Raw genomic sequence first — 18,452 nt, 5'->3', positions numbered from 1 at the left:
ACGGGCCCGTCATGGGGCCTTTCTACCCTTCCCTGTAGAGGACTTTGGGGGGCACCATCCAGCAGCGTGTGTGGTTAGCTGTGCGGATGGGCGAACAGGGCAGGTCCGTGGTCTGGGATGGTGCGGTCAACGCGTGGCACGTAGCCGGTGGAATCTATCGGATGGGGCGGCGTGAGTGGCTGACCGAAGAAGGGTGGAAACAGGCGTTCGACGACGGCGTCCGCACCGTGGTGGATCTGCGGAACCCCGCGGAGGGCCGGCGCCGGGACGCTGATCCAGTGGTACCTGCCAGCGCATGGGCGGCCTTCGAGGTGGTCCAGGCGCCCACCGAGGAGCCGGGCAATCCGCGGTTCGCGGCCGTCACGGGAGCTTATCTGAACGATCCCGCCCACTATCCCGAGAATGCCAGGCTTTTCCCGGAGAAACTGGTGGGCGTCTTCCGGGCCTTGGCCCTTGCAGCACCGCGGGGAGGCGTCGTACTGCACTGCGCCGCCGGGCGCGACCGCAGCGGACTGGTTTCCGCCATGATCCAGGACCTGGCGGGCGACTCCGACGAGGAGATCACCGCGGGCTACCGGCTGGCCGCCCGCGGCATCAACGAGCGTTACCGCACGCACGGGCCGCCCCACAGCCGGGAGCGGTACCTGACAGAGGCGGAACTTGAGCCCCTCCTGGAGCAGCGCGGGCTGGCAGTGGTGGAATTCGTCCGCACGTTGGATACGCCCAACTACCTCCTGGCCCATGGACTGCTGGAGGCGGAGCTGGATTCTGTTTCCGACCTCGCATGCCGGAAGATAACCTTGTGACTTAAGTTACTGAAGTGACTGCTGAGATTTTTCTGGCAGTTGAAGTCACAGGCGCCTCAACGCGGGCGTGGACGAGCGGAACGGCGAGCCCCATGAAGAAAATCTTTGCCGCAGGAACCATGGCCGGCGTGATGCTGTCGTTCGGGTTGGCCGCCGGACCTGCAACGGCCCAGCCCGTGCCGGCCACCTCGGACGTTCCCACGGACACAACCGGCCCCTCCAGCGCCGGCCTGGCTGAGGCGCTTCGTCGGGATCTCGGCATCAGCCTGGCCGAATTCGATGCTGCCGGCGAACTCGGCCGCCGTGCCGCCGAGGCGGCGCCCGGCCTGCGGACCCTGCCGGGCTTTGTGGGCATCAGCCTGGACGCCGGCATCATCAAGGTGGCGGGTGACGGTGCGGAACTTCGGGCCAGGGTGGATGAACTGAACCGCTCAGGCCACCCGGACTTTGTACTGGTCGTCCCCGCGTCCACATCGGCTGCCCAGTCCGCCGCCCCGCTGACGGACACGTCCCCGGCAGCTCCGGCACCCGTCCTGGTCGCGGGGGACATTGACCAGCTGTACAAGGCCTACATCCGCGACGTCGGCCCCCGGGGCCTCCAGGCCATCGCCTATACCGGCGGCCATTTCGTCATCCGCACCGGGCCCGTCAATACTCCTGAGTCCGGAACCCAAATTAACCAGCCGGAGGCCACCCCGGCCACCAGCGGGCCAACCGGCATCAGCAAAATGACGCCGGCGCAGTTTGTTGCGCAGTACACCAACGTCAAACTGGAGAAGGGCGCCGCGGTCAAAACCGAAGGGGATCTTCTTGGCGGGCAAGGCTACTACGCCGACAACACTGCGATCTGCTCGGCCGGTTTCAGCGCGTTCAGCCCGGCGGGGCTGCCCCTGGTCCTGATGGCCGGGCACTGCACTGCCGATGGGCTGGCGCGGCAGGCGGCGGTGGAGCCTCCCGGGTGGGCGCCCGCCAGCGGCCCCGGCGCTGCCACGCCCCAACCGAGGCCTCCGCTGGCACCCCTGGGCACCTTTGGGTTCAGCCAGTTCGGGGGGCCCGGCAACTCGGCGGCAGCTCCGGACGGATCGGTGGCCGGAACTGATATCGCCGTCATCCAAAACATCGCGCCGTCGGTGAACCCGTTGCCGGCTACCACCACCTGGGCGGCTCCGTCGGCACCGGACCCTGTCAAAATCATCGGGACCGTGGCACCCTTCCAGGGCCAGGACGTCTGCAGGTCGGGCCGGACGTCCGGCTGGAAATGCGGCACGGTCGATTCGGTGGGCATCTGGATGATGCCGGGCGAGAAGAGTCTTCCGCCCAACTACGACAACGATCTCCGGCCGGTCCGCGCGTTTGATTCAGCGACGGTCAAGTCGGCCGGAGGGGACTCCGGCGGCCCGTGGATCAGCGGCAACTTCGCCGTTGGTACCCACACCGGGGCCGAGAGTGAGAACGGCGTCCAGACCCGGGCCATTGCAGCAACCCTGCAGGATGCCCTTGCCGTGCTGCCCGGCTACCAACTGGCATTGTTCCTGAACAAGCCTGCCGTCACGGCACCGGCCTCGGGGAAGGCCTACCAGCCTGGCCAGCAGATCAGCGGCCAGGTCCCCGCGGCTCCAGCATCTGCGGTCGCTGCCGGATCCTCGGTCCGCGTCACCTTCCAGGGAAAAGACCCGTTTGAGGTGCCCGTGGACTCCACCGGGACGTGGAGCTTCACGGCTCCGCAGGATGCGGGTACGCTCCGGTTCACCGCGGAAACGGTGAACGGGTACAGCAAGTCCGGTGCGAACAGCTTCGAATTTGCGGCCGTCGCGCCGCCAGCCCCCGGCGCCAACCAGCCCGGCTCCGACCCCGGCGACAACCAGCCCGGCTCCGACCCCGCCGCCAACCAGCCCTGCACCGACCCCGCCGCCAACCAGCCCTGCTCCGGTCGCTCCCGCCGCAACCGTGCCTGCCCCGGCTGTCCCTGCTCCCGCAGATCCGTCACCCATCCCGCCCGCGGAAGCTCCCGCCGTCGTACCTCCGCCAACAGCCACCCCGGCCCCAAGTGCGCCTCCCGCTGACCTTGCCGACACGGGTGGAAACGGTGATGCCGGCAGCGGCGGACTGGCCTTTACCGGACCATCCGGATTAGTGCCGGCGGCGGCGGGTGCGGCCGCTGCGCTGGTCCTTGGGATTCTGCTGACGGTCATTGTCCGCCGCAGGAAGAAGACGTCGGACTAAGGTTCGACGGGCGGAGCCGCCGCTACTTGTGGCGCTTCATCAGCAGGTTGGTGATGCGCAGCGTGCACAGCCGCTGGCCCGACTCGTTGGTGATCAGCACCTCGTGCGTGGTGAGCGTGCCGCCCAGGTGGATCGGGGTGGCGGTGATGGTCACCTGGCCCTCCCGAGCAGAGCGGTGGTGGGTGGCGGAAACATCCACGCCCACGGCCGTCTTGCCCATGGTGCTGGCATGGATCACAGCTGCCCAGGACCCCACTGCCTCTCCCACAGCCAGGGAAGCGCCGCCGTGCAGCAGTCCGAACGACTGCCTGTTTCCTTCCACGGGCATGGTGGCCACAACGCGCTCCACTGACTCCTCCAGGATCTTCACGCCCATCTTCTCGTCCAGCTCCCCGAGGGTAATCTTCCAGAGTTCGTGCTCGGAGGGCTGGCTTCCGGCGTCATCTTTCCGGGCAGCGGCATTCATGGATTCTCCTTTGAGGCGGCAATTCCGTACTGGCCTTCTAGTCTGCAGCACGGCACGTCATGTATGGTGAATATATTACCGAACGGACGGTCAGTAATGACCGGCCGCTTTGCCTGCCCCCTTGTTGGAAGGACCGTCAACGATGACCACCACAGCCACAGCTCCCGAGGCCACGGTCGACACCGTGGAGACAGTGCCCAGCTTCGTCATGGACGCCTGGTGGACGCCCGACGCCGGCTCCTCGGCTTCCGCGGTCCCCGTCCGGGACGCGAGCACGGGGGAGATCCTGGCCAAGGTGAGCACGGAGGGGCTGGACCTCGGCGCCGTCGTGGAGTACGGCCGCACTACCGGCCAGGCCGAACTCGGCCAGCTGACCTTCCACCAGCGTGCACTCAAGCTCAAGGAGTTGGCGCAGTACCTCAACGCGCGCCGGGAGCACTTCTACGCCTTCTCCTACCAGACCGGCGCCACCAAGATCGACTCCATGGTGGACATCGACGGCGGCATCGGCGTCCTGTTCACGTTCGGCTCCAAGGGCCGGCGTGAACTGCCCAACGCCCAGGTTGTGGTGGACGGCCCCATGGAGGTGCTCTCCAAGGATGGCTCCTTCGCTGGCGAGCACATCTACACCCGCATCCCCGGCGTCGCGGTACAGATCAACGCCTTCAACTTCCCGGTCTGGGGCATGCTGGAGAAGTTCGCCCCCGCATTCCTGGCCGGCGTGCCCACCATCGTCAAGCCCGCCACCCCCACCGGATACGTTGCGGCCGCCGTGGTCAAAGCCATCGTGGAATCAAACATCCTGCCCAAGGGCTCGCTGCAGCTCATCTCCGGCTCGGTCCGCGGCCTGCTGGATGTCCTGGACTACCGCGACCTAGTGGCCTTCACCGGTTCCGCCTCCACGGCCAAGTCCCTGAAGGCCCACCAGAACGTGGTGGAGGGCGGCGTCCGGTTCACCTCCGAAACCGACTCCCTGAACGCCGCCATCCTGGGCCCGGACGCCGTGGAGGGCACCCCCGAGTTCGATGCCTTCGTCAAGTCAGTGGTCACTGAGATGACCGTCAAGGCCGGCCAGAAATGCACCGCCATCCGCCGGGCCATCGTGCCGCAGGAACTGGTGCCCGCCGTGTCGGCAGCCATCGGCAAGCGCATCGCCGAGCGCGTGGTCCTTGGTGACCCCCGCGGCGAAGGCGTCACCATGGGCGCCCTTGCGTCGGTGGAACAGATGGAGGACGTCCGCGCCGCCGTGCAGTCAATGCTCGACGCCGGCGGTGAGCTTGCGTACGGAACGCTCGATTCGCCGTCGGTCACCTCCGCCGACGGAACCACCGGTGTAGTGGACGGTGGGGCCTTCATGGCACCTGTGGTCCTGAACTGGGACAACCCGGAAGCCGAGTCCGTCCACTCGCTCGAGGCGTTCGGACCGGTGTCGTCCGTGATCGGCTACAGGGACCTGGCCGACGCCGTCCGGCTCGCCGCCCGCGGTGGTGGCTCACTGGTGGCCTCGGTGTGCACCAATGATCCTGAGGTGGCCCGCGAGCTCGTCACCGGGATCGCCGCCCACCATGGCCGCGTCCTGATGCTCAACCGCGAGGACGCCAGGTCCTCCACCGGCCACGGCTCGCCGGTTCCCCACCTGGTCCACGGCGGTCCGGGACGCGCCGGCGGCGGCGAGGAACTCGGCGGCATCCGATCCGTGCTGCACCACATGCAGCGGACGGCCATCCAGGGCTCCCCGAACATGCTGACCGCGGTCACCGGTGTGTGGCACACCGGGGCTGACCGCAACTTCACCGTGGAAACCGAGGGGACCCACCCGTTCCGGAAGCACCTTTCAACCCTTCGGATTGGCGATGCCGTCCGCTCCGACCTGCGCCAGGTCACGCTCGATGACATCAGCGCGTTCGCCAACTCCACCGGAGACACGTTCTACGCCCACACGAACGAAGAGGCCGCGGCAGCGAACCCGATCTTCCCGGGCATCGTGGCGCACGGCTACCTGTTGTTGGCATGGGGCGCCGGGCTGTTCGTGGAGCCCGCACCGGGCCCCGTCCTGGCCAACTACGGGCTGGAGAACTGCCGGTTCACCAAGCCCGTTGCCGCCGGCGATTCCATCCGGGTGACCCTCACGGCCAAGAAGATCACCCCGCGCGAAACGGACGAATACGGTGAGGTGGCCTGGGACGCCGTCCTGACCAACCAGGACGACGAGATCGTGGCCACCTACGACGTCCTCACGCTCGTCGAAAAGTAACCACACGCCCCATCACTTACTGCCGGTTTTTCCCACACGCCCCATCACTTCTTTGAAGAAAGTGATGGGGCGTTTGGGTTTGGTGGGCGGGAGGTGATGGGGCGTTTGGACCCGGTTCTTTTTGGGGCCGCCGGGCGTATGATTCTGCCCGTAGGAGGTGGCCCCAATGCCCCTGAAAATGAACACAGCCACGACCATCCTGCCTGTCGACGATGCAGCCCGTGCCCGGAGTTTCTATACCGAAAAGCTGGGTCTCCCGCACCGCGGAATGACGGACGATGGCAGCGAATTGCTCGGCACCGACGGCGGGCCGTTGCTGCAGCTGATGCCGGTCTCCGACGGCAGGCACTCGGACCACACGGCACTGAGCTTTGAGGTTGCGGATATCGAGGCCGCCGTCCGTGACATGGAGGCCAGGGGCGTCCTGTTCCAGGACTACGACCTGCCCACCCTGAAGACGGAAAACCACATTTGCACCACGCCATCCGAGAAGTGCGCGTGGTTCATGGACACCGAGCACAATATCCTCTGCGTCCACCAAAACCTCGGCAGCGAGCCCGAGTACCAAGTCTAGGCACGCGGCACGCTGAGGAACTAAAACAGCAGGGGCGCCCCATATGGGGCGCCCCTGCTGTTTTAGTGGTTGCCGGGCGTCAGCTTTCGGCGCCGCCGTGCAGGCCGTCGTCGCTGCTGTCGTCCTCGCGTCCGGTGCCGCGGCCGTCCTCGCTGCGGTCGGAGAGGTCCATGTTGCCGCGGGCCTCGTCCATGGTGGGGCCGCCCGGCGGGACGCTGTAGGTATCGGGGCGGATTCCGTGCGACTGCTCCTCGATCAGGGCCTGCTCCTCGCTGAAGCGGATCGCGTTGGCCTCGTCGCCGGCGTCACCGGGAATGTCCTCGCGGAGCTTTGACGGATCCGGGACGATGAATCCTGCGTCGGGATCTTCTTTATGGGTACTCATCTTCCCTACCTCCCTGGAGTCACTGGTTTCATACCACCGTAGCCGGGGAGCCGCTAAATACCAAGCACGCTTAGTACTTTGCTGCGGCCACTGGCTTTGGGCTCTATAAGTCTGCGTGCAGGCCGTCGAACGCCATGGTGATGACGTCGTCGGCCAGGCGCTGCGGGGACAGGGCCCCGCCGGGCTTGTACCATTCCACGATCGAGTTGATCATGCCGAACAGGAGCCTCGTGACGGTGCGGGGATCGATGTCCTGGCGGAGCGAACCCTCGTCGCGGGCAGCCGAAATCAGTACGGCCACCTTGTGGTCGAAGGCCCGGCGGCGTTCCAGCGCGTCCCGCTCGATTTCCGTGTTGCCGCGCAACCGCAGCAGCAGCGTGACGAAGGGCAGGCGGTCCACCAGCACCGCCACGGTTTGGCGAAGCACGAACTCCAGCCGGGCATCAGCGGCCCCTGAGGTGGCTTCCGGCTGCTCAAGAATGGACTCAAGGCCGCCGAGCGCGTGGTCGAGGGCAAGCTTGAGCAGGTCGCCCTTGGACGGCACGTGGTGGTAGATCGCGGACTTGGAGATGCCCAGGTTGTCCGCCAGGATCCCCATGGACGTGGCGTCGTAGCCATGGCGGTTGAAGACGTCGACGGCGATGCGCAGCACAGACTGCTGGTCGTAGCCGGGGCGGCCGCGCTTGGCGGTGCCGTTGGCCGGGCTGGATGTTTCGGTGGTGCTGGGCATAGTGGCTAGTTTCTCACGAACGGTCGGTCGGTCGGGGAGCTCCGGGCCGGCCGGGAGTTATCCCGGCCGGCCCGGCCACGCCCCGCAGCATGTTCCGCTACGCCTTGGGCCGCATGTCGTAGATGCGGCGGAGCTTGCCGTTGGACCGCTCCAGCGAACCGGGATCCACCACGTTCACGGTGCACGAAGAACCCACGTGGATCTTGATCTGTTCCTTCAGGGTGCGCGCCGCCGTCGTGCTCTGCTCAACGGTGACCGCATCCCGGCGCTCGATCCGGACGGTCAGCTGGTCCATCCGCTGGCCTTCCGGCCGGGTCAGCTCGAGCTGGAAGTGCGGGCTCAGCTCGGGGATGCGGAGGGCGATTTCCTCGATCTGGGACGGGAACAGGTTCACGCCGCGCAGGATGATCATGTCGTCGCTGCGGCCGGTGATGCGGCCCATCCGGCGGTGCGCGGGACGTGCCGAACCGGGCAGCAGGCGGGTCAGGTCCTTGGTCCGGTACCGGATGATGGGCAGGGCTTCCTTGGTGAGCGAGGTGAAGACCAGCTCGCCGTGCTCGCCGTCGCGCAGGACGTTTTCCTTGCCTGGGGCCGGGTTGAAGGGGTCGATGATTTCGGGGCGGAAGTGGTCCTCCCAGATGTGGCTGCCGTCCTGGGTTTCAACGGCCTCGCCGGCAACGCCCGGGCCCATGACCTCGGACAGGCCATAGATGTCGCACGCCTTGATGTTCATCATCACTTCGAGTTCGTGGCGCATCTCCTGGGTCCACGGCTCGGCGCCGAGGACAGCGAACTTCAGCGACGTGGAGGCGGGGTCGATGCCCATGTGTGCCATGGCGTCGGCGATGGTGAGCAGGTACGTGGGGGTGGCCAGGATGGCGTCCGGCTTGAAGTCCTGGATCAGCTGGATCTGGCGCTCGGTCTGGCCGCCGGACATGGGGATGACGGTGCAGCCCAGGGCTTCGGCGCCTGCGTGTGCGCCCAGGCCGCCGGTGAAGAGGCCGTAGCCGTAGGCGTTGTGGACCTTCATGCCGGGCCGGATGCCCGAAGCGCGGAAGCTGCGGGCAACGAGCTTGGCCCAGTCGGCCAGGTCCTGCTTGGTGTAGCCGACGACGGTGGGCCGGCCAGTGGTGCCGGAGCTGGCGTGGATCCGGGCTACCTCATTCTGCGGCACCGCGAACATGCCGAACGGGTATTCCTCCCGCAGGTCGTCCTTGGTGGTGAAGGGGAAGTTGCCAAGGTCCTCGAGTTCGCGCAGGTCGTTGGGGTGGATCCCGGCTTCGTCGAACTTGCGCTTGTACAGCGGCACACGCTCATAGGCGTAGGCCACGGTGTGCTGGAGGCGGGCGAGCTGGAGGGCCTCGAGTTCGTCGCGGGAGATGGTTTCCTCGCGGTCCAACACGGCGTCGGTGCCGGCGGCGGTGTCCTGGGTGGAAGCGGCAGCGGCGGGGGTTTCGGGGGCATGCAGGGTCATGATTTTCCTACTTCTTGGGGATGGTGCGGCTGCGTCCGCGGAACTCGGCGATGAGCTCGCCCGGGGTGCTGGAACTGGGCTGGCCTTCGGGAGCCGGCGCACCGGCGTCGGCGGCGAAGATTTGGATGTCGTAGAGTCCGCTGCGTCCGGCGCTGGAGCGGCGGTCCGCGACGGCGGTGAGCACCTGGCCCCGGAATGCGGGCTTGAGGAAATTGATGTCGACGCCGGAGGCAACGGTGATGGTGGTTTCCTCGCCGGGTGCAGGGTGGATGGGGTTGCACGCCAGGGCGAAGGCAGTGTCGCCGAAGGCGAAGATCATTCCGCCGTGGGCCATGCCGAAGCCGTTGAGCATTTCCTGCCGGAGCGTCATCCGGATGGTGGCGTGGCCGTCGCTGAGGGCGAGGACCTCGATTCCCATCCACTCGGAGGCGTAGTCGTTTTCCAGGATGGGGTGGGTAGCCCCGGAAAGTGTAGTTTCAGCCATGCGTCATTGCCTCCAGCTTTATTTACCGAATGTTCATTAGGTAATCCCATAAGGGGGTCCGGTGTCAAGAGGAGGCGGCCCGCGCGCGGACGCTCCTGCCCGGTTGCCGGGCCTGGGGCGCCCCTTGATCGATTGCTGCGTAACTGCCGTTTTCAGCGCTCAAAACGGCGGTTACGGAGCAGTCGACGCTGGGTCAGGCGCCCCGCGCACAGCCTCGAAGTGCAAGGATTGGGGGGACCGGCACCAGCACCAACAGCAAAGGGCGGACCATGGCCACAGGCATCTACGTCAGCGCAACCACCCCCGGCTCGGGCAAGTCCCTCGTGGCCCTGGGCCTGGCGGACACCCTCCACCGGCACGCCGACAGGATCGGGTTCTTCAAGCCAGTGGTCCACGGGCCCTCGGCTGCCGATGACCCCATGGTGGCGCTGATGAAGGCCCGATTCGCCCTGGAGGACGAGCGCTGCCGCGGGGGCCTGACCTACGAAGAGGTCCGCACCCTGCTTGCGGAAGGAAACCGAGCGGAAATCGATGCCCGGTGCGTGGAGATCTTCGCGGACATCGCCCGGCACTGCGACGTGGTGATCGTGGAGGGGACGGACCTGGTCGGCCAGGACTCCGCCGTCGAGTTTGACCTGAACGCCCGGCTGGCCAACAACCTCGCCACGCCCGTGGTGGCCGTGGTGGGCGCCAAGGGGCGGACCGTCCCGGAAACCGCTGCCGCCGTCGAAGTTGCCCGCAAGGAGCTCGCCGCCGAACGGTGTGCGCTGCTGGCCATCATGGTGAACAGGGCCAGCGCCGGCGACCTGGACGCCATCGCGGCCGCTCTGAAGCCCGGCGCTTCCGGCCGCCCCGTGTACATCCTGCCGGAGCTGGAGGAGATCGCCCGGCCCACCACCGGCGAGGTGGCGGCGGCCCTGGGCGTCCGCCAGATCGCGGGAACCCCGGACATGGAACGCGACGTCCGGGACATCAAAGTGGCCGCAATGAACGTGGGCAACTTCCTTAACGTGCTGGACGAGGGCGCCCTGGTCATCGTGCCGGGGGACCGGGCCGACGTAATGGTGGCTTGCCTGGCCTCGTCCTTCTCACCCGAATTTCCCGTGGCCTCCGCGCTCATCCTCACGGGTGGCCTGGCACCGGACGCCAACATCTACCCGCTCCTGGCCCAGGCGCCGTTCCCGGTCTTTGCCGCCGACGAGGACACGTACCAAACGGCCCGCCGGGTGTCAGAGGTGCGCAGCGAGATCTGGTCGGGCCACCGGCGCAAGGTGGCATCAGCCCTGGGCCTCTGGTCCCGCCGCGTGGACGAGGCCGAACTGGTGGAGCGGCTCCACCTGCCCAGGGCGGAACGGATGACCCCGCTGCGGTTCCTGCACGACCTGATCGAGCGGGCCCGGGCGCAGCGACGCCACGTGGTACTGCCGGAGGGGACGGATGTCAGGATCCTTCGGGCCGCCGAGATCCTGCACCGCCGCGATGTCTGCGACCTGACCCTGCTGGGCCCCGAATCCGACGTCCGCGAGCTGGCAGCCGCCAACGGCATCGACTTGTCCGGCATCAATGTCATCGACCCGGCCACCTCGGACCTGCGGCTGAAATTCGCCGAAAAGTACGCGGAACTGCGGGCGCACAAGGGCGTGGACCTGCCCAAGGCGCTGGAGGTCATGCAGGACGTCAGCTACTTCGGCACCATGATGGTCCAGCTCGGCGTGGTGGACGGGATGGTGTCCGGTGCCGCCCACACCACGGCGCACACCATCCGGCCCGCGCTGGAGTTCGTGAAGACGCGGGAGGGCGTGAAGATCGTGTCCTCGGTGTTCCTGATGCTCATGCCGGACCGCGTCCTGGTCTACGGCGACTGCGCCGTGAACCCGGATCCGAATGTGGAGCAGCTGGCCGACATCGCCCTGGCGTCTGCCGAGACCGCGGCGCAGTTCGGGGTGGACCCTCGGGTGGCCATGCTGTCCTATTCGACCGGCGGCTCCGGCGCGGGCGAGGCCGTGGACGAGGTCCGGCAAGCCACCGAACTGGTGCGCCAGCGCCGGCCCGACCTCGCCGTCGAAGGACCCATTCAGTACGACGCCGCCGTGGACGCCTCGATCGCCGCGTCCAAGATGCCCGGTTCCTCCGTGGCCGGGCAAGCCACGGTGTTCATTTTCCCGGACCTGAATACCGGCAACAACACCTACAAGGCCGTGCAGCAGAGCTCCGGGGCCGTGGCGGTAGGGCCGGTCCTGCAGGGGCTGCGCAAACCGGTCAACGACCTCTCCCGAGGCTGCACGGTGGAGGACATCGTGAACACGGTGGCCATCACTGCCATCCAGGCTCAGTCCCCAGTGCAAACACAGGCCCCGCTTCAAAAGGACGACGCCGGCACTTAGGCAGTTGCTTGCGTCGCCTAGGGTGATCACATGGAGCAGCCGTTGATGGCCACCAAGCTTTACGTTCCTGTCCCCCCGCGGGGCCTGGTGGCCCGGCCGCGCCTTTTCGAAAAACTGGTCCACACCGAAGGCGCCGCACTGACGCTGGTCTCGGCCCCGGCAGGCTTCGGGAAGACCGCGCTCCTCGCCGACTGGCTCGCAGACACCACGAAGCAACAGCGGAGCGTCGCCTGGCTTTCGCTGGAACCGGCGGACAGCGACCCGGCCACGTTCTGGGCTTATGTCATAGCTGCCTTCCGGAAAGCGCTCCCCGGTATCGGCACCGCAGCGCAGGAACTGGTCGCGTCCCCACCATTGGCAACAGAGCTTGTCCTGACCGTGCTGCTCAACGACCTCGCCGCGGCCGCCCATGACATCTGGTTGGTCCTGGACGACTACCACGCAGTGGACAGCCCTGCCATCGCTGACGGTATTGCCTACTTCCTCAAACACCGCCCGCCCAACGTGCACGTGGTGGTGTCCACGCGCTCGGACCCTGGCCTGCCCCTTTCGCGCTGGCGGTCACGGGGAGAGCTCCTGGAGATCAGGGCAGCAGACCTGCGGTTCACCCGGGACGAGGCTGCGGCTTACCTCAACGGCGCGGCCGGGCTAGGACTGGCCGACGCACAGGTGTCAACGCTGGAGCAGCGGACGGAGGGCTGGATTGCCGCCTTGCAACTTGCCGCACTGTCCATCCGGGACCGGCCAGACCCCGCCGGTTTCATTGAGGGCTTTGCAGGTGATGACCGGTACGTCGTGGATTACCTTGTGGACGAAGTATTGCGGCACCAGACGGACAATGTCCGGAGCTTCCTGGAGCACACGGCAGTCCTCGATCGCCTGACGGGTCCCCTGTGCGATGCCGTGGCTGGAACCGAGGGTGGCGGCGGCATGCTGGCAGACCTGGAGCGGGCAAATCTCTTCGTCATTCCCCTCGATGACAGGCGGGAATGGTACCGCTACCACCACCTTTTCGCCGACGTCCTTGGAAGCAGGCTGCTCAGGGACGATCCCGGGCGCGTTCCGGTACTCCACCGGCGAGCCAGCCGCTGGCATGCGTCCCACGGTGGCACCGCCGACGCCGTCCGGCACGCCCTCGCCGGCCAGGACTACGAGTTCGCCGCCCTGCTGGTGGAACAGGCTGTGCCGCTGCTCCGGCGCAACCGCCAGGACACGGTGCTGTTCGCGTGGCTTCGGAAACTCCCTGACGGCACCATCCGCCGCAGCCCGGTGCTCACCGTCTTTTATGGGGCGATGCTGATGGCGGAGGGCGACCTGCGCGCCGTGGAGCAGCGGCTTGCCGACGCCGAGGAAATGCTTGCGGCCGCGGCTGCTGTCCGTCCAAGGAAACCGGACGACCCGCCGGACCCGGAGAACCTGGAGCTTCAGGCCTTACCGGCGACAATCGCCACCTACCGCGCAGCGCTCGCCCTGGCCCGGGGAGACACAACCGGTGCCGCGACGTATGCGCGGGAGGCCCTTGAACGCGGGCGCCCGGAGGACCACCTGTCGCGCGGTGCGGCGGCTGGTTTCCTGGGACTGGCTGCCTGGGCTGCCGGGACGGTTGATGAAGCCCGGCAGACCTTCACGGAGGCAATAGCCAGCCTTCATGCCGGGGGCAACCTTCTCGACGGGTTTGGCAGCACCGTGATCCTGGCGGACATTTTGCTCACGGCCGGCCAGCCCGGTGAGGCGCGCAGGATCTGCAATATTGCGCTGCAGGCTGCCGCAGACCATGGGGAATCGCTGGTGCGCGCCAGCGCCGAACTGCACGTGGTACTCAGCGAAATGTCACGGCAGGCCGGCGAACCTGCCGCGGCAAAAAGCCACCTTGATGCCGCCGCAGAGTTCGTCGAACGCGGGCCGATGACGGAAAGCCGTTACCGCTGGTTCCTGGCCGCTGGATTGTTGGCGCAGGATGCGGGTGACGCTGGACGGGCGGTCAGCTGCCTGGACCGGGCAGAGGAGCTTTACCGGCCCGGTTACTTTCCGGAGGTGCGCCCTGTTCCCGCAGTCAGGGCACGCCTCTGGATACGCCAGGGTAACCTCGCCGCCGCCGGCGCCTGGGCCCGTGCGCTCGGGATCACAGCGCATGACGACCTCGGTTACCTTGGGGAGTACAACCAACTGACCCTTGTCCGCCTGATGATCGCCGAGCTGCCGGCGGATCCTGGTGCCGCTCTTGATGCACCTGACCTCCTGGACCGGCTGGCCACCAATGCCGCGGCATCCGGCCGGGCGGGGAGCCTGATGGAAATCAGGATGCTCCAGGCCGTGGCCCTTGCTTTGTTGGGCCGTCGGGCGCAGGCGCAGGAGGCCCTTCGGGAGGCCCTCACGGCGTCACCGGAACCGGAGGCCTACGTGCGGTTGTTCCTCGACGAAGGGGCACCCGTGCAGGAACTTCTGCGCGAGATCGTACGGTCGGGTGACGGGACGCACCACGGCACCGCTGCAACCGCCCGGCACCTGCTTGGCATGGCTGCCCCGACCGGGAAGGAGCCGGCACGCTTGGGGAAGGCGCCGCCGGCCGTCATTGATCCGCTGAGTGAGCGCGAACTGCAGGTCCTCCGGCTCCTGGGCACTGAGCTCAGCGGCCCGGAAATTGCCCGGGCCCTCTTCATTTCGCAGAACACCCTCCGTACCCACACCAAGCACATCTTCACCAAGCTTGGCGTGACCAGCAGGCGGTCGGCGGTCGCCCTTGCGCGACGTCATGGCCTGGCCTGACTCCCGGGTCACCCTCACGGATCACATCATCGGGTGATGCCCGCTCACCCAACGGATTCCTACCTTGGACTTATCCGGCAGCGCTCCGCAGCCGGAACCCCAAGGCTTAGGAGCCCACCATGTCCATCACCACCACCCGCCTCACCCGCTGGGCCGGCGTCAGCGCCGCCGCCGCGGGTGCACTGTTCATCGGTGTCCAGATCAACCACCCGCACTTGGACGCCGAGTTCGCTGTCACGACGGAGTATGCAGTCCGCCAATCCCTCAAGATCCTCATGGCCTGGCTGTCCCTGATCGGCATCACCGGCATCTACCTTCGTCAGGCTTCACGGGGAAGCGTCCTGGGGTTGGTGGGATACCTTGTATTCGCCGCGGGCTACCTCATCATGACCGGCATGGAACTGATCGGACTTGTGGTCCTTCCAACGGTGGCCCGGACCAATCCCGGCTACGTGAATGACGTCTTTGCCCTGATCCTGGGTGAGCCGGTGCATGGTGATGTGGGCCTGATGACGGTGCTGAACCTGGCCGGTGCAGCCACATTCCTGGGTGGCGGCCTCTTGTTCGGCATCGCACTGTTCCGTGCCCGGGTCCTGGCCCGCTGGGCCGCCGCACTCCTGGCCGCAGCCTCGGTGGCAACCCTGGCCATACCCTTCCTGCCGCAGGTCAACGAGCGGCTGTTCGCCATTCCCACCGGTGTGGCCATGATCGGCCTTGGGTACTCCCTCTGGCGGGGGCTGAAGCCTGCTGGCGAGTCCCCGGCCCCAACCCAGGTACTGGGCCAGGTCGGTATGCCGTGACCGCCGTCCCTCGACAAGAGAAGCCCGGCCGGTACCGCATCCGTGTCGGAGGGCACCTTGACCGGAACTGGTCTGCCTGGTTTGGAGGGCTGGCGGTGACGCACGACGACGGGGGAACCACCTCCTTAAGCGGGACGGTCCCGGACCAAGCGGCCCTTCACGGGCTGCTTGCCAGGGTCCGTGACCTTGGCCTAGTGCTCATCTCGGTGGAGGCGGAGGGAACGCATGACGGCGGTACCGGGCTTTTCCAACAAAGCCCGGTACCGCCGTCGAACGCCTAGCTGTTGTCCGGCTTGGCGGGGCTCTCAGGGTCTTCCTGCTTTGCGGGTTCGTCGGAGAGGCCCTGCGGTGTGAGGTCCAGGTCTTCGGGGTTCTCCGGTGCTTCCGGCGCCTCGCCGGTTTCCGCAGCCTTTAGATTCCCGGTATCGTCCAGCGCCGGGTTGGCGCCCTCCACCCCCGTCGGATCACCCTTGCTGCCCGAATCCGGTTGCGCGTTGAGCGGGGCGGTGCTGCTGGATCCCGTGTTGGTGGGGTCGTTCTCGTCGATCGAATTGGGCTCGTTCGTCATGGAATTGTCCTCTCGGCGTGGTCCAGCCTGGTCTGCCGACTCTATGCACAGGCTTCGCTGCTCCGCAAGGAAACGGCGCGGAAGCGTGGCCACCTATAGTGGGGGTTGAACTGCAGACGCCAGGCTGAGGAGGCCCCGCATGCTCGTGCTCGTCATCAACTCCGGTTCGTCGTCGTTGAAGTACCAGGTCCGTGACGTGGCGGCCGGGACGGTGCTCACCGAGGGATTGATCGAGAAGATCGGCATGGGCAACGGCGGCGGCGGGGACGGTGAGGTCGAAGGCCCGCGGGACCACGCCGAGGCCCTGGAACAGGTTGACGCGGCGATCCACCGGGAGTTGGGGGACCGGGAACTGGGCGCCGTGGGGCACCGGGTGGTCCACGGCGGCGAACGGTTCGCCGAGCCCGTGCTGGTGGACAACGAAATCACCCGTGCCATCGAACGGCTCAACCCGCTGGCTCCGCTGCACAACCCCGCCAACGTCCTGGGTATCCGCGCCATCACCAGGAAATGGCCCAAGATGCCGCAGGTGGCCGTCTTCGACACCGCCTTCCACCGCACCCTGCCCGAGCATGCCTGGCGCTACGCCGTCCCGGACGAGCTGTACACCAACCACGGCATCCGCCGGTACGGCTTCCACGGCACCTCGCACGAGTACGTTGCGCGCCGGGCCGCGGCGCTGCTGGACCTCCCCATCGAGGAGTTCGACGGCGTCATCGCCCACCTGGGCAACGGCGCGTCCGTCACCGCCATCCGGGGCGGCCTCTCCGTGGACACCTCCATGGGTTTCACCCCGCTCGAAGGCCTGGTGATGGGCACCCGCTCCGGCGACCTGGATCCGTCCATCCTGGTGTTCCTGGGCCGTGCCGGATGGACGCCGGAAGACATTGACACCATGCTGAACCGTGAATCCGGGCTGAAGGGCCTGGCCGGCAACAACGACATGCGCTCCGTGGTGGAAGCCTCGGAAGCCGGCGATGAACGCGCTTCCATGGCGCTCGCCGTCGCCTCCTACCGGCTGGCCAAGTACATCGGCGGCTACCACGTGGCCGTCGGCGGGGCCAAGGCGCTGGTGTTCACGGCCGGAATCGGCGAGAACTCGCAGCAGTTCCGGGCGCACGTGGCGGACCGGCTCGGTGCCCTGGGCATCGAGCTCGACGGCGGCCTGAACGCTGAGCGGTCAAAGGAACCGCGCGTCATTTCCACGCCGTCCTCGGCAATTCCCGTCCTGGTGGTTCCCACCGACGAGGAGCGTGCCATCGCGGAGGCGACGGCCGCCGTCGTCGGGTCAGCCTCCTGATCCCGTCTGATCCTCAGTAGGTGTCGTAGTCGCATGGTTTGACCGCGGGGTCTGCCGGAGTCCTGGCGGCCAAATCCTGGAGCCGTCCAATCATTTCCTTGGTATCCGCGTCCTGCTCCAGGACCCCGTAGACCGGTGCTGCGGCAGCACGGAAGGCGGCGAGCTCCTCCTCTGTTGCCAGGACCACCTTGCCGCCACCCTCGCAGTACTTCCGGACTTCCGCTGAGAGTGGTGCCAGCAGGGCGGAGGCCCATTCCCTGGTGGAATCGGCGGCCTCCTGGAGAATCCGCTGTTCGTCCCCGGTGAGGGCAGCCCTGGCCTTGTTGTTGATCACCAAAGTACTGATCTTCGAATGCACCACAAGGTTTCCGGTGGCGACTGCACGCCCCGTTGTGTTCCGTGCCCTCGGCAAATCCCGGGCGTAGGCCATGGAGGATTCGGCGCCGCCCACCGTTCCCCGCTCCACGCCATCACCGAATTCCTGGTCGGCCAGGTCCACGGGGACGGCGCCCAGGGACGCGAGGACGGCAAAGGTGGTGTCGGACCGGGGCGCCCTGACCACCATGCCCTTGACATCCGCCAGGGTGAGGATGGGTGTGGTGAAGGAGAACAGCATCCTCGGACCGTCCGGAAAGAGCGCCAGGCCTGTGACCCCTGCATTCTCGAGGCTGGCCAGCATCCCCCGCGCATGCTCCGGTTTCACTACTTCCTTGATCATGGCACTTGATGACACCAGGAAGGGCGCGGAGAGTGCCCGGAAATCCAGTACACCTTCGGTGTCCCACGTCCGGGCCGGCACCACGGCCATCTCCAGGTCTCCGCTCATCACCCGGCGGGCAACCAGCTGGTCCCAGCCCTTGTCCGTGTCCCCTCCCGCCCGGTACACCGGGTCAACCACCAGGGTTCGGTGGGACCGGGCCTGCACCTGCCGGGCAAATTCCTCGATCTGGCCGCGGGTTGGTCCGATCGCATCGTCCTGGGTGCCGATGCGGAGCACTTTGGCGCTGGGGGCTGCTGTGGTTGCTGCCCTGGTGGGGTCCTCCGAGGAGTCCTCGTACGTGCAGGAAGCGGCGGCCAGCAGAATGCCGACGGCGACCAGGGCTGCCCAGGGCTGTGCGGACTTCACTCTTGCCCCTACTTTCCAAGCTTTCCAAAGGAACAACACGGGCGCCAGCGAGCCGTACGCGAACGGTACTCCCGGAGGTTCGCCGGGGCAAGAGGCCGCCGACCGTGAGAGG

At 67.1% G+C, this 18,452-nt stretch carries 15 protein-coding genes; 8 read left to right on the top strand and 7 right to left on the bottom strand.

What is annotated here, in order from left to right; translation table 11 throughout:
* The first annotated feature begins 86 nt into the window (after positions 1–86).
* Together ACZ9J7_RS03420 and ACZ9J7_RS03415 are read left to right on the top strand one after the other, a co-directional pair.
* Positions 87–806 (top strand): tyrosine-protein phosphatase, encoded by a 720-nt coding sequence (locus ACZ9J7_RS03420; protein ID WP_476207034.1) that lies wholly within the window; start codon positions 87–89, stop codon positions 804–806.
* Positions 807–898: 92 nt separating this feature from the next.
* On the top strand, positions 899–2,869 hold the full coding sequence (locus ACZ9J7_RS03415; RefSeq protein WP_476207032.1) for a S1 family peptidase: 1,971 nt from the start codon (positions 899–901) through the stop codon (positions 2,867–2,869).
* A 182-nt stretch (positions 2,870–3,051) separates the two neighbouring features.
* Here ACZ9J7_RS03415 and ACZ9J7_RS03410 read toward each other — a convergent pair whose 3' ends face one another.
* Positions 3,052–3,495 carry a PaaI family thioesterase gene (locus tag ACZ9J7_RS03410; protein WP_476207031.1) on the bottom strand — a complete coding sequence of 148 codons (444 nt, stop codon included), beginning with the start codon at positions 3,493–3,495 and terminating at the stop codon, positions 3,052–3,054.
* A 142-nt stretch (positions 3,496–3,637) separates the two neighbouring features.
* Between ACZ9J7_RS03410 and paaZ the strand changes: the two genes are divergently transcribed.
* Together paaZ and ACZ9J7_RS03400 are read left to right on the top strand one after the other, a co-directional pair.
* Positions 3,638–5,749, top strand: coding sequence for a phenylacetic acid degradation bifunctional protein PaaZ (gene paaZ / locus ACZ9J7_RS03405; protein WP_476207030.1), 2,112 nt, complete (start codon positions 3,638–3,640; stop codon positions 5,747–5,749).
* A 178-nt stretch (positions 5,750–5,927) separates the two neighbouring features.
* Positions 5,928–6,323 carry a VOC family protein gene (locus ACZ9J7_RS03400; protein WP_476207029.1) on the top strand — a complete coding sequence of 132 codons (396 nt, stop codon included), beginning with the start codon at positions 5,928–5,930 and terminating at the stop codon, positions 6,321–6,323.
* A gap of 79 nt (positions 6,324–6,402) precedes the next feature.
* On the opposite strand, the gene ACZ9J7_RS03395 is transcribed toward ACZ9J7_RS03400, so the two are convergent.
* The 4 genes from ACZ9J7_RS03395 to ACZ9J7_RS03380 all read right to left on the bottom strand — a co-directional run bounded on the left by ACZ9J7_RS03395 (position 6,403) and on the right by ACZ9J7_RS03380 (position 9,396).
* Complete coding sequence (locus ACZ9J7_RS03395) at positions 6,403–6,708, bottom strand: hypothetical protein (RefSeq protein WP_476207027.1); 306 nt, start codon at positions 6,706–6,708, stop codon at positions 6,403–6,405.
* A 103-nt stretch (positions 6,709–6,811) separates the two neighbouring features.
* Positions 6,812–7,438 carry a TetR/AcrR family transcriptional regulator gene (locus ACZ9J7_RS03390; RefSeq protein WP_476207026.1) on the bottom strand — a complete coding sequence of 209 codons (627 nt, stop codon included), beginning with the start codon at positions 7,436–7,438 and terminating at the stop codon, positions 6,812–6,814.
* A 97-nt stretch (positions 7,439–7,535) separates the two neighbouring features.
* A complete protein-coding gene (gene paaK / locus ACZ9J7_RS03385; RefSeq protein ID WP_476207024.1) occupies positions 7,536–8,912 on the bottom strand; it encodes a phenylacetate--CoA ligase PaaK in 1,377 nt (458 codons plus the stop codon).
* Between the two features lie 7 nt (positions 8,913–8,919).
* Entirely contained in the window at positions 8,920–9,396 is a 477-nt protein-coding gene (locus ACZ9J7_RS03380; RefSeq protein ID WP_476207022.1) for a hotdog fold thioesterase, read from the bottom strand.
* 269 nt (positions 9,397–9,665) lie between these two features.
* Here ACZ9J7_RS03380 and pta point away from each other — a divergent pair, with 269 nt between their 5' ends.
* From pta to ACZ9J7_RS03365, 3 genes are all read left to right on the top strand, one after another.
* Positions 9,666–11,780, top strand: a complete 2,115-nt coding sequence (pta, locus tag ACZ9J7_RS03375) for a phosphate acetyltransferase (protein WP_476207021.1) — start codon at positions 9,666–9,668, stop codon at positions 11,778–11,780.
* A gap of 30 nt (positions 11,781–11,810) precedes the next feature.
* Positions 11,811–14,546 (top strand): winged helix-turn-helix domain-containing protein, encoded by a 2,736-nt coding sequence (locus tag ACZ9J7_RS03370; RefSeq protein ID WP_476207020.1) that lies wholly within the window; start codon positions 11,811–11,813, stop codon positions 14,544–14,546.
* 119 nt (positions 14,547–14,665) lie between these two features.
* Positions 14,666–15,346, top strand: a complete 681-nt coding sequence (locus tag ACZ9J7_RS03365; protein WP_476207018.1) for a hypothetical protein — start codon at positions 14,666–14,668, stop codon at positions 15,344–15,346.
* A gap of 277 nt (positions 15,347–15,623) precedes the next feature.
* Here ACZ9J7_RS03365 and ACZ9J7_RS03360 read toward each other — a convergent pair whose 3' ends face one another.
* Positions 15,624–15,914, bottom strand: a complete 291-nt coding sequence (locus tag ACZ9J7_RS03360) for a hypothetical protein (RefSeq protein WP_476207017.1) — start codon at positions 15,912–15,914, stop codon at positions 15,624–15,626.
* A 139-nt stretch (positions 15,915–16,053) separates the two neighbouring features.
* Here ACZ9J7_RS03360 and ACZ9J7_RS03355 point away from each other — a divergent pair, with 139 nt between their 5' ends.
* Complete coding sequence (locus ACZ9J7_RS03355; protein WP_476207016.1) at positions 16,054–17,214, top strand: acetate kinase; 1,161 nt, start codon at positions 16,054–16,056, stop codon at positions 17,212–17,214.
* 13 nt (positions 17,215–17,227) lie between these two features.
* Here ACZ9J7_RS03355 and ACZ9J7_RS03350 read toward each other — a convergent pair whose 3' ends face one another.
* Positions 17,228–18,340 (bottom strand): TRAP transporter substrate-binding protein, encoded by a 1,113-nt coding sequence (locus ACZ9J7_RS03350; protein WP_476207015.1) that lies wholly within the window; start codon positions 18,338–18,340, stop codon positions 17,228–17,230.
* Positions 18,341–18,452: the final 112 nt, after the last annotated feature.

The sequence above is a fragment of the Pseudarthrobacter sp. TE9888 genome (assembly GCF_056279345.1).
Note: the sequence above shows the minus strand (reverse complement) of the source record. Positions and strands in the feature narration are given on the sequence as shown.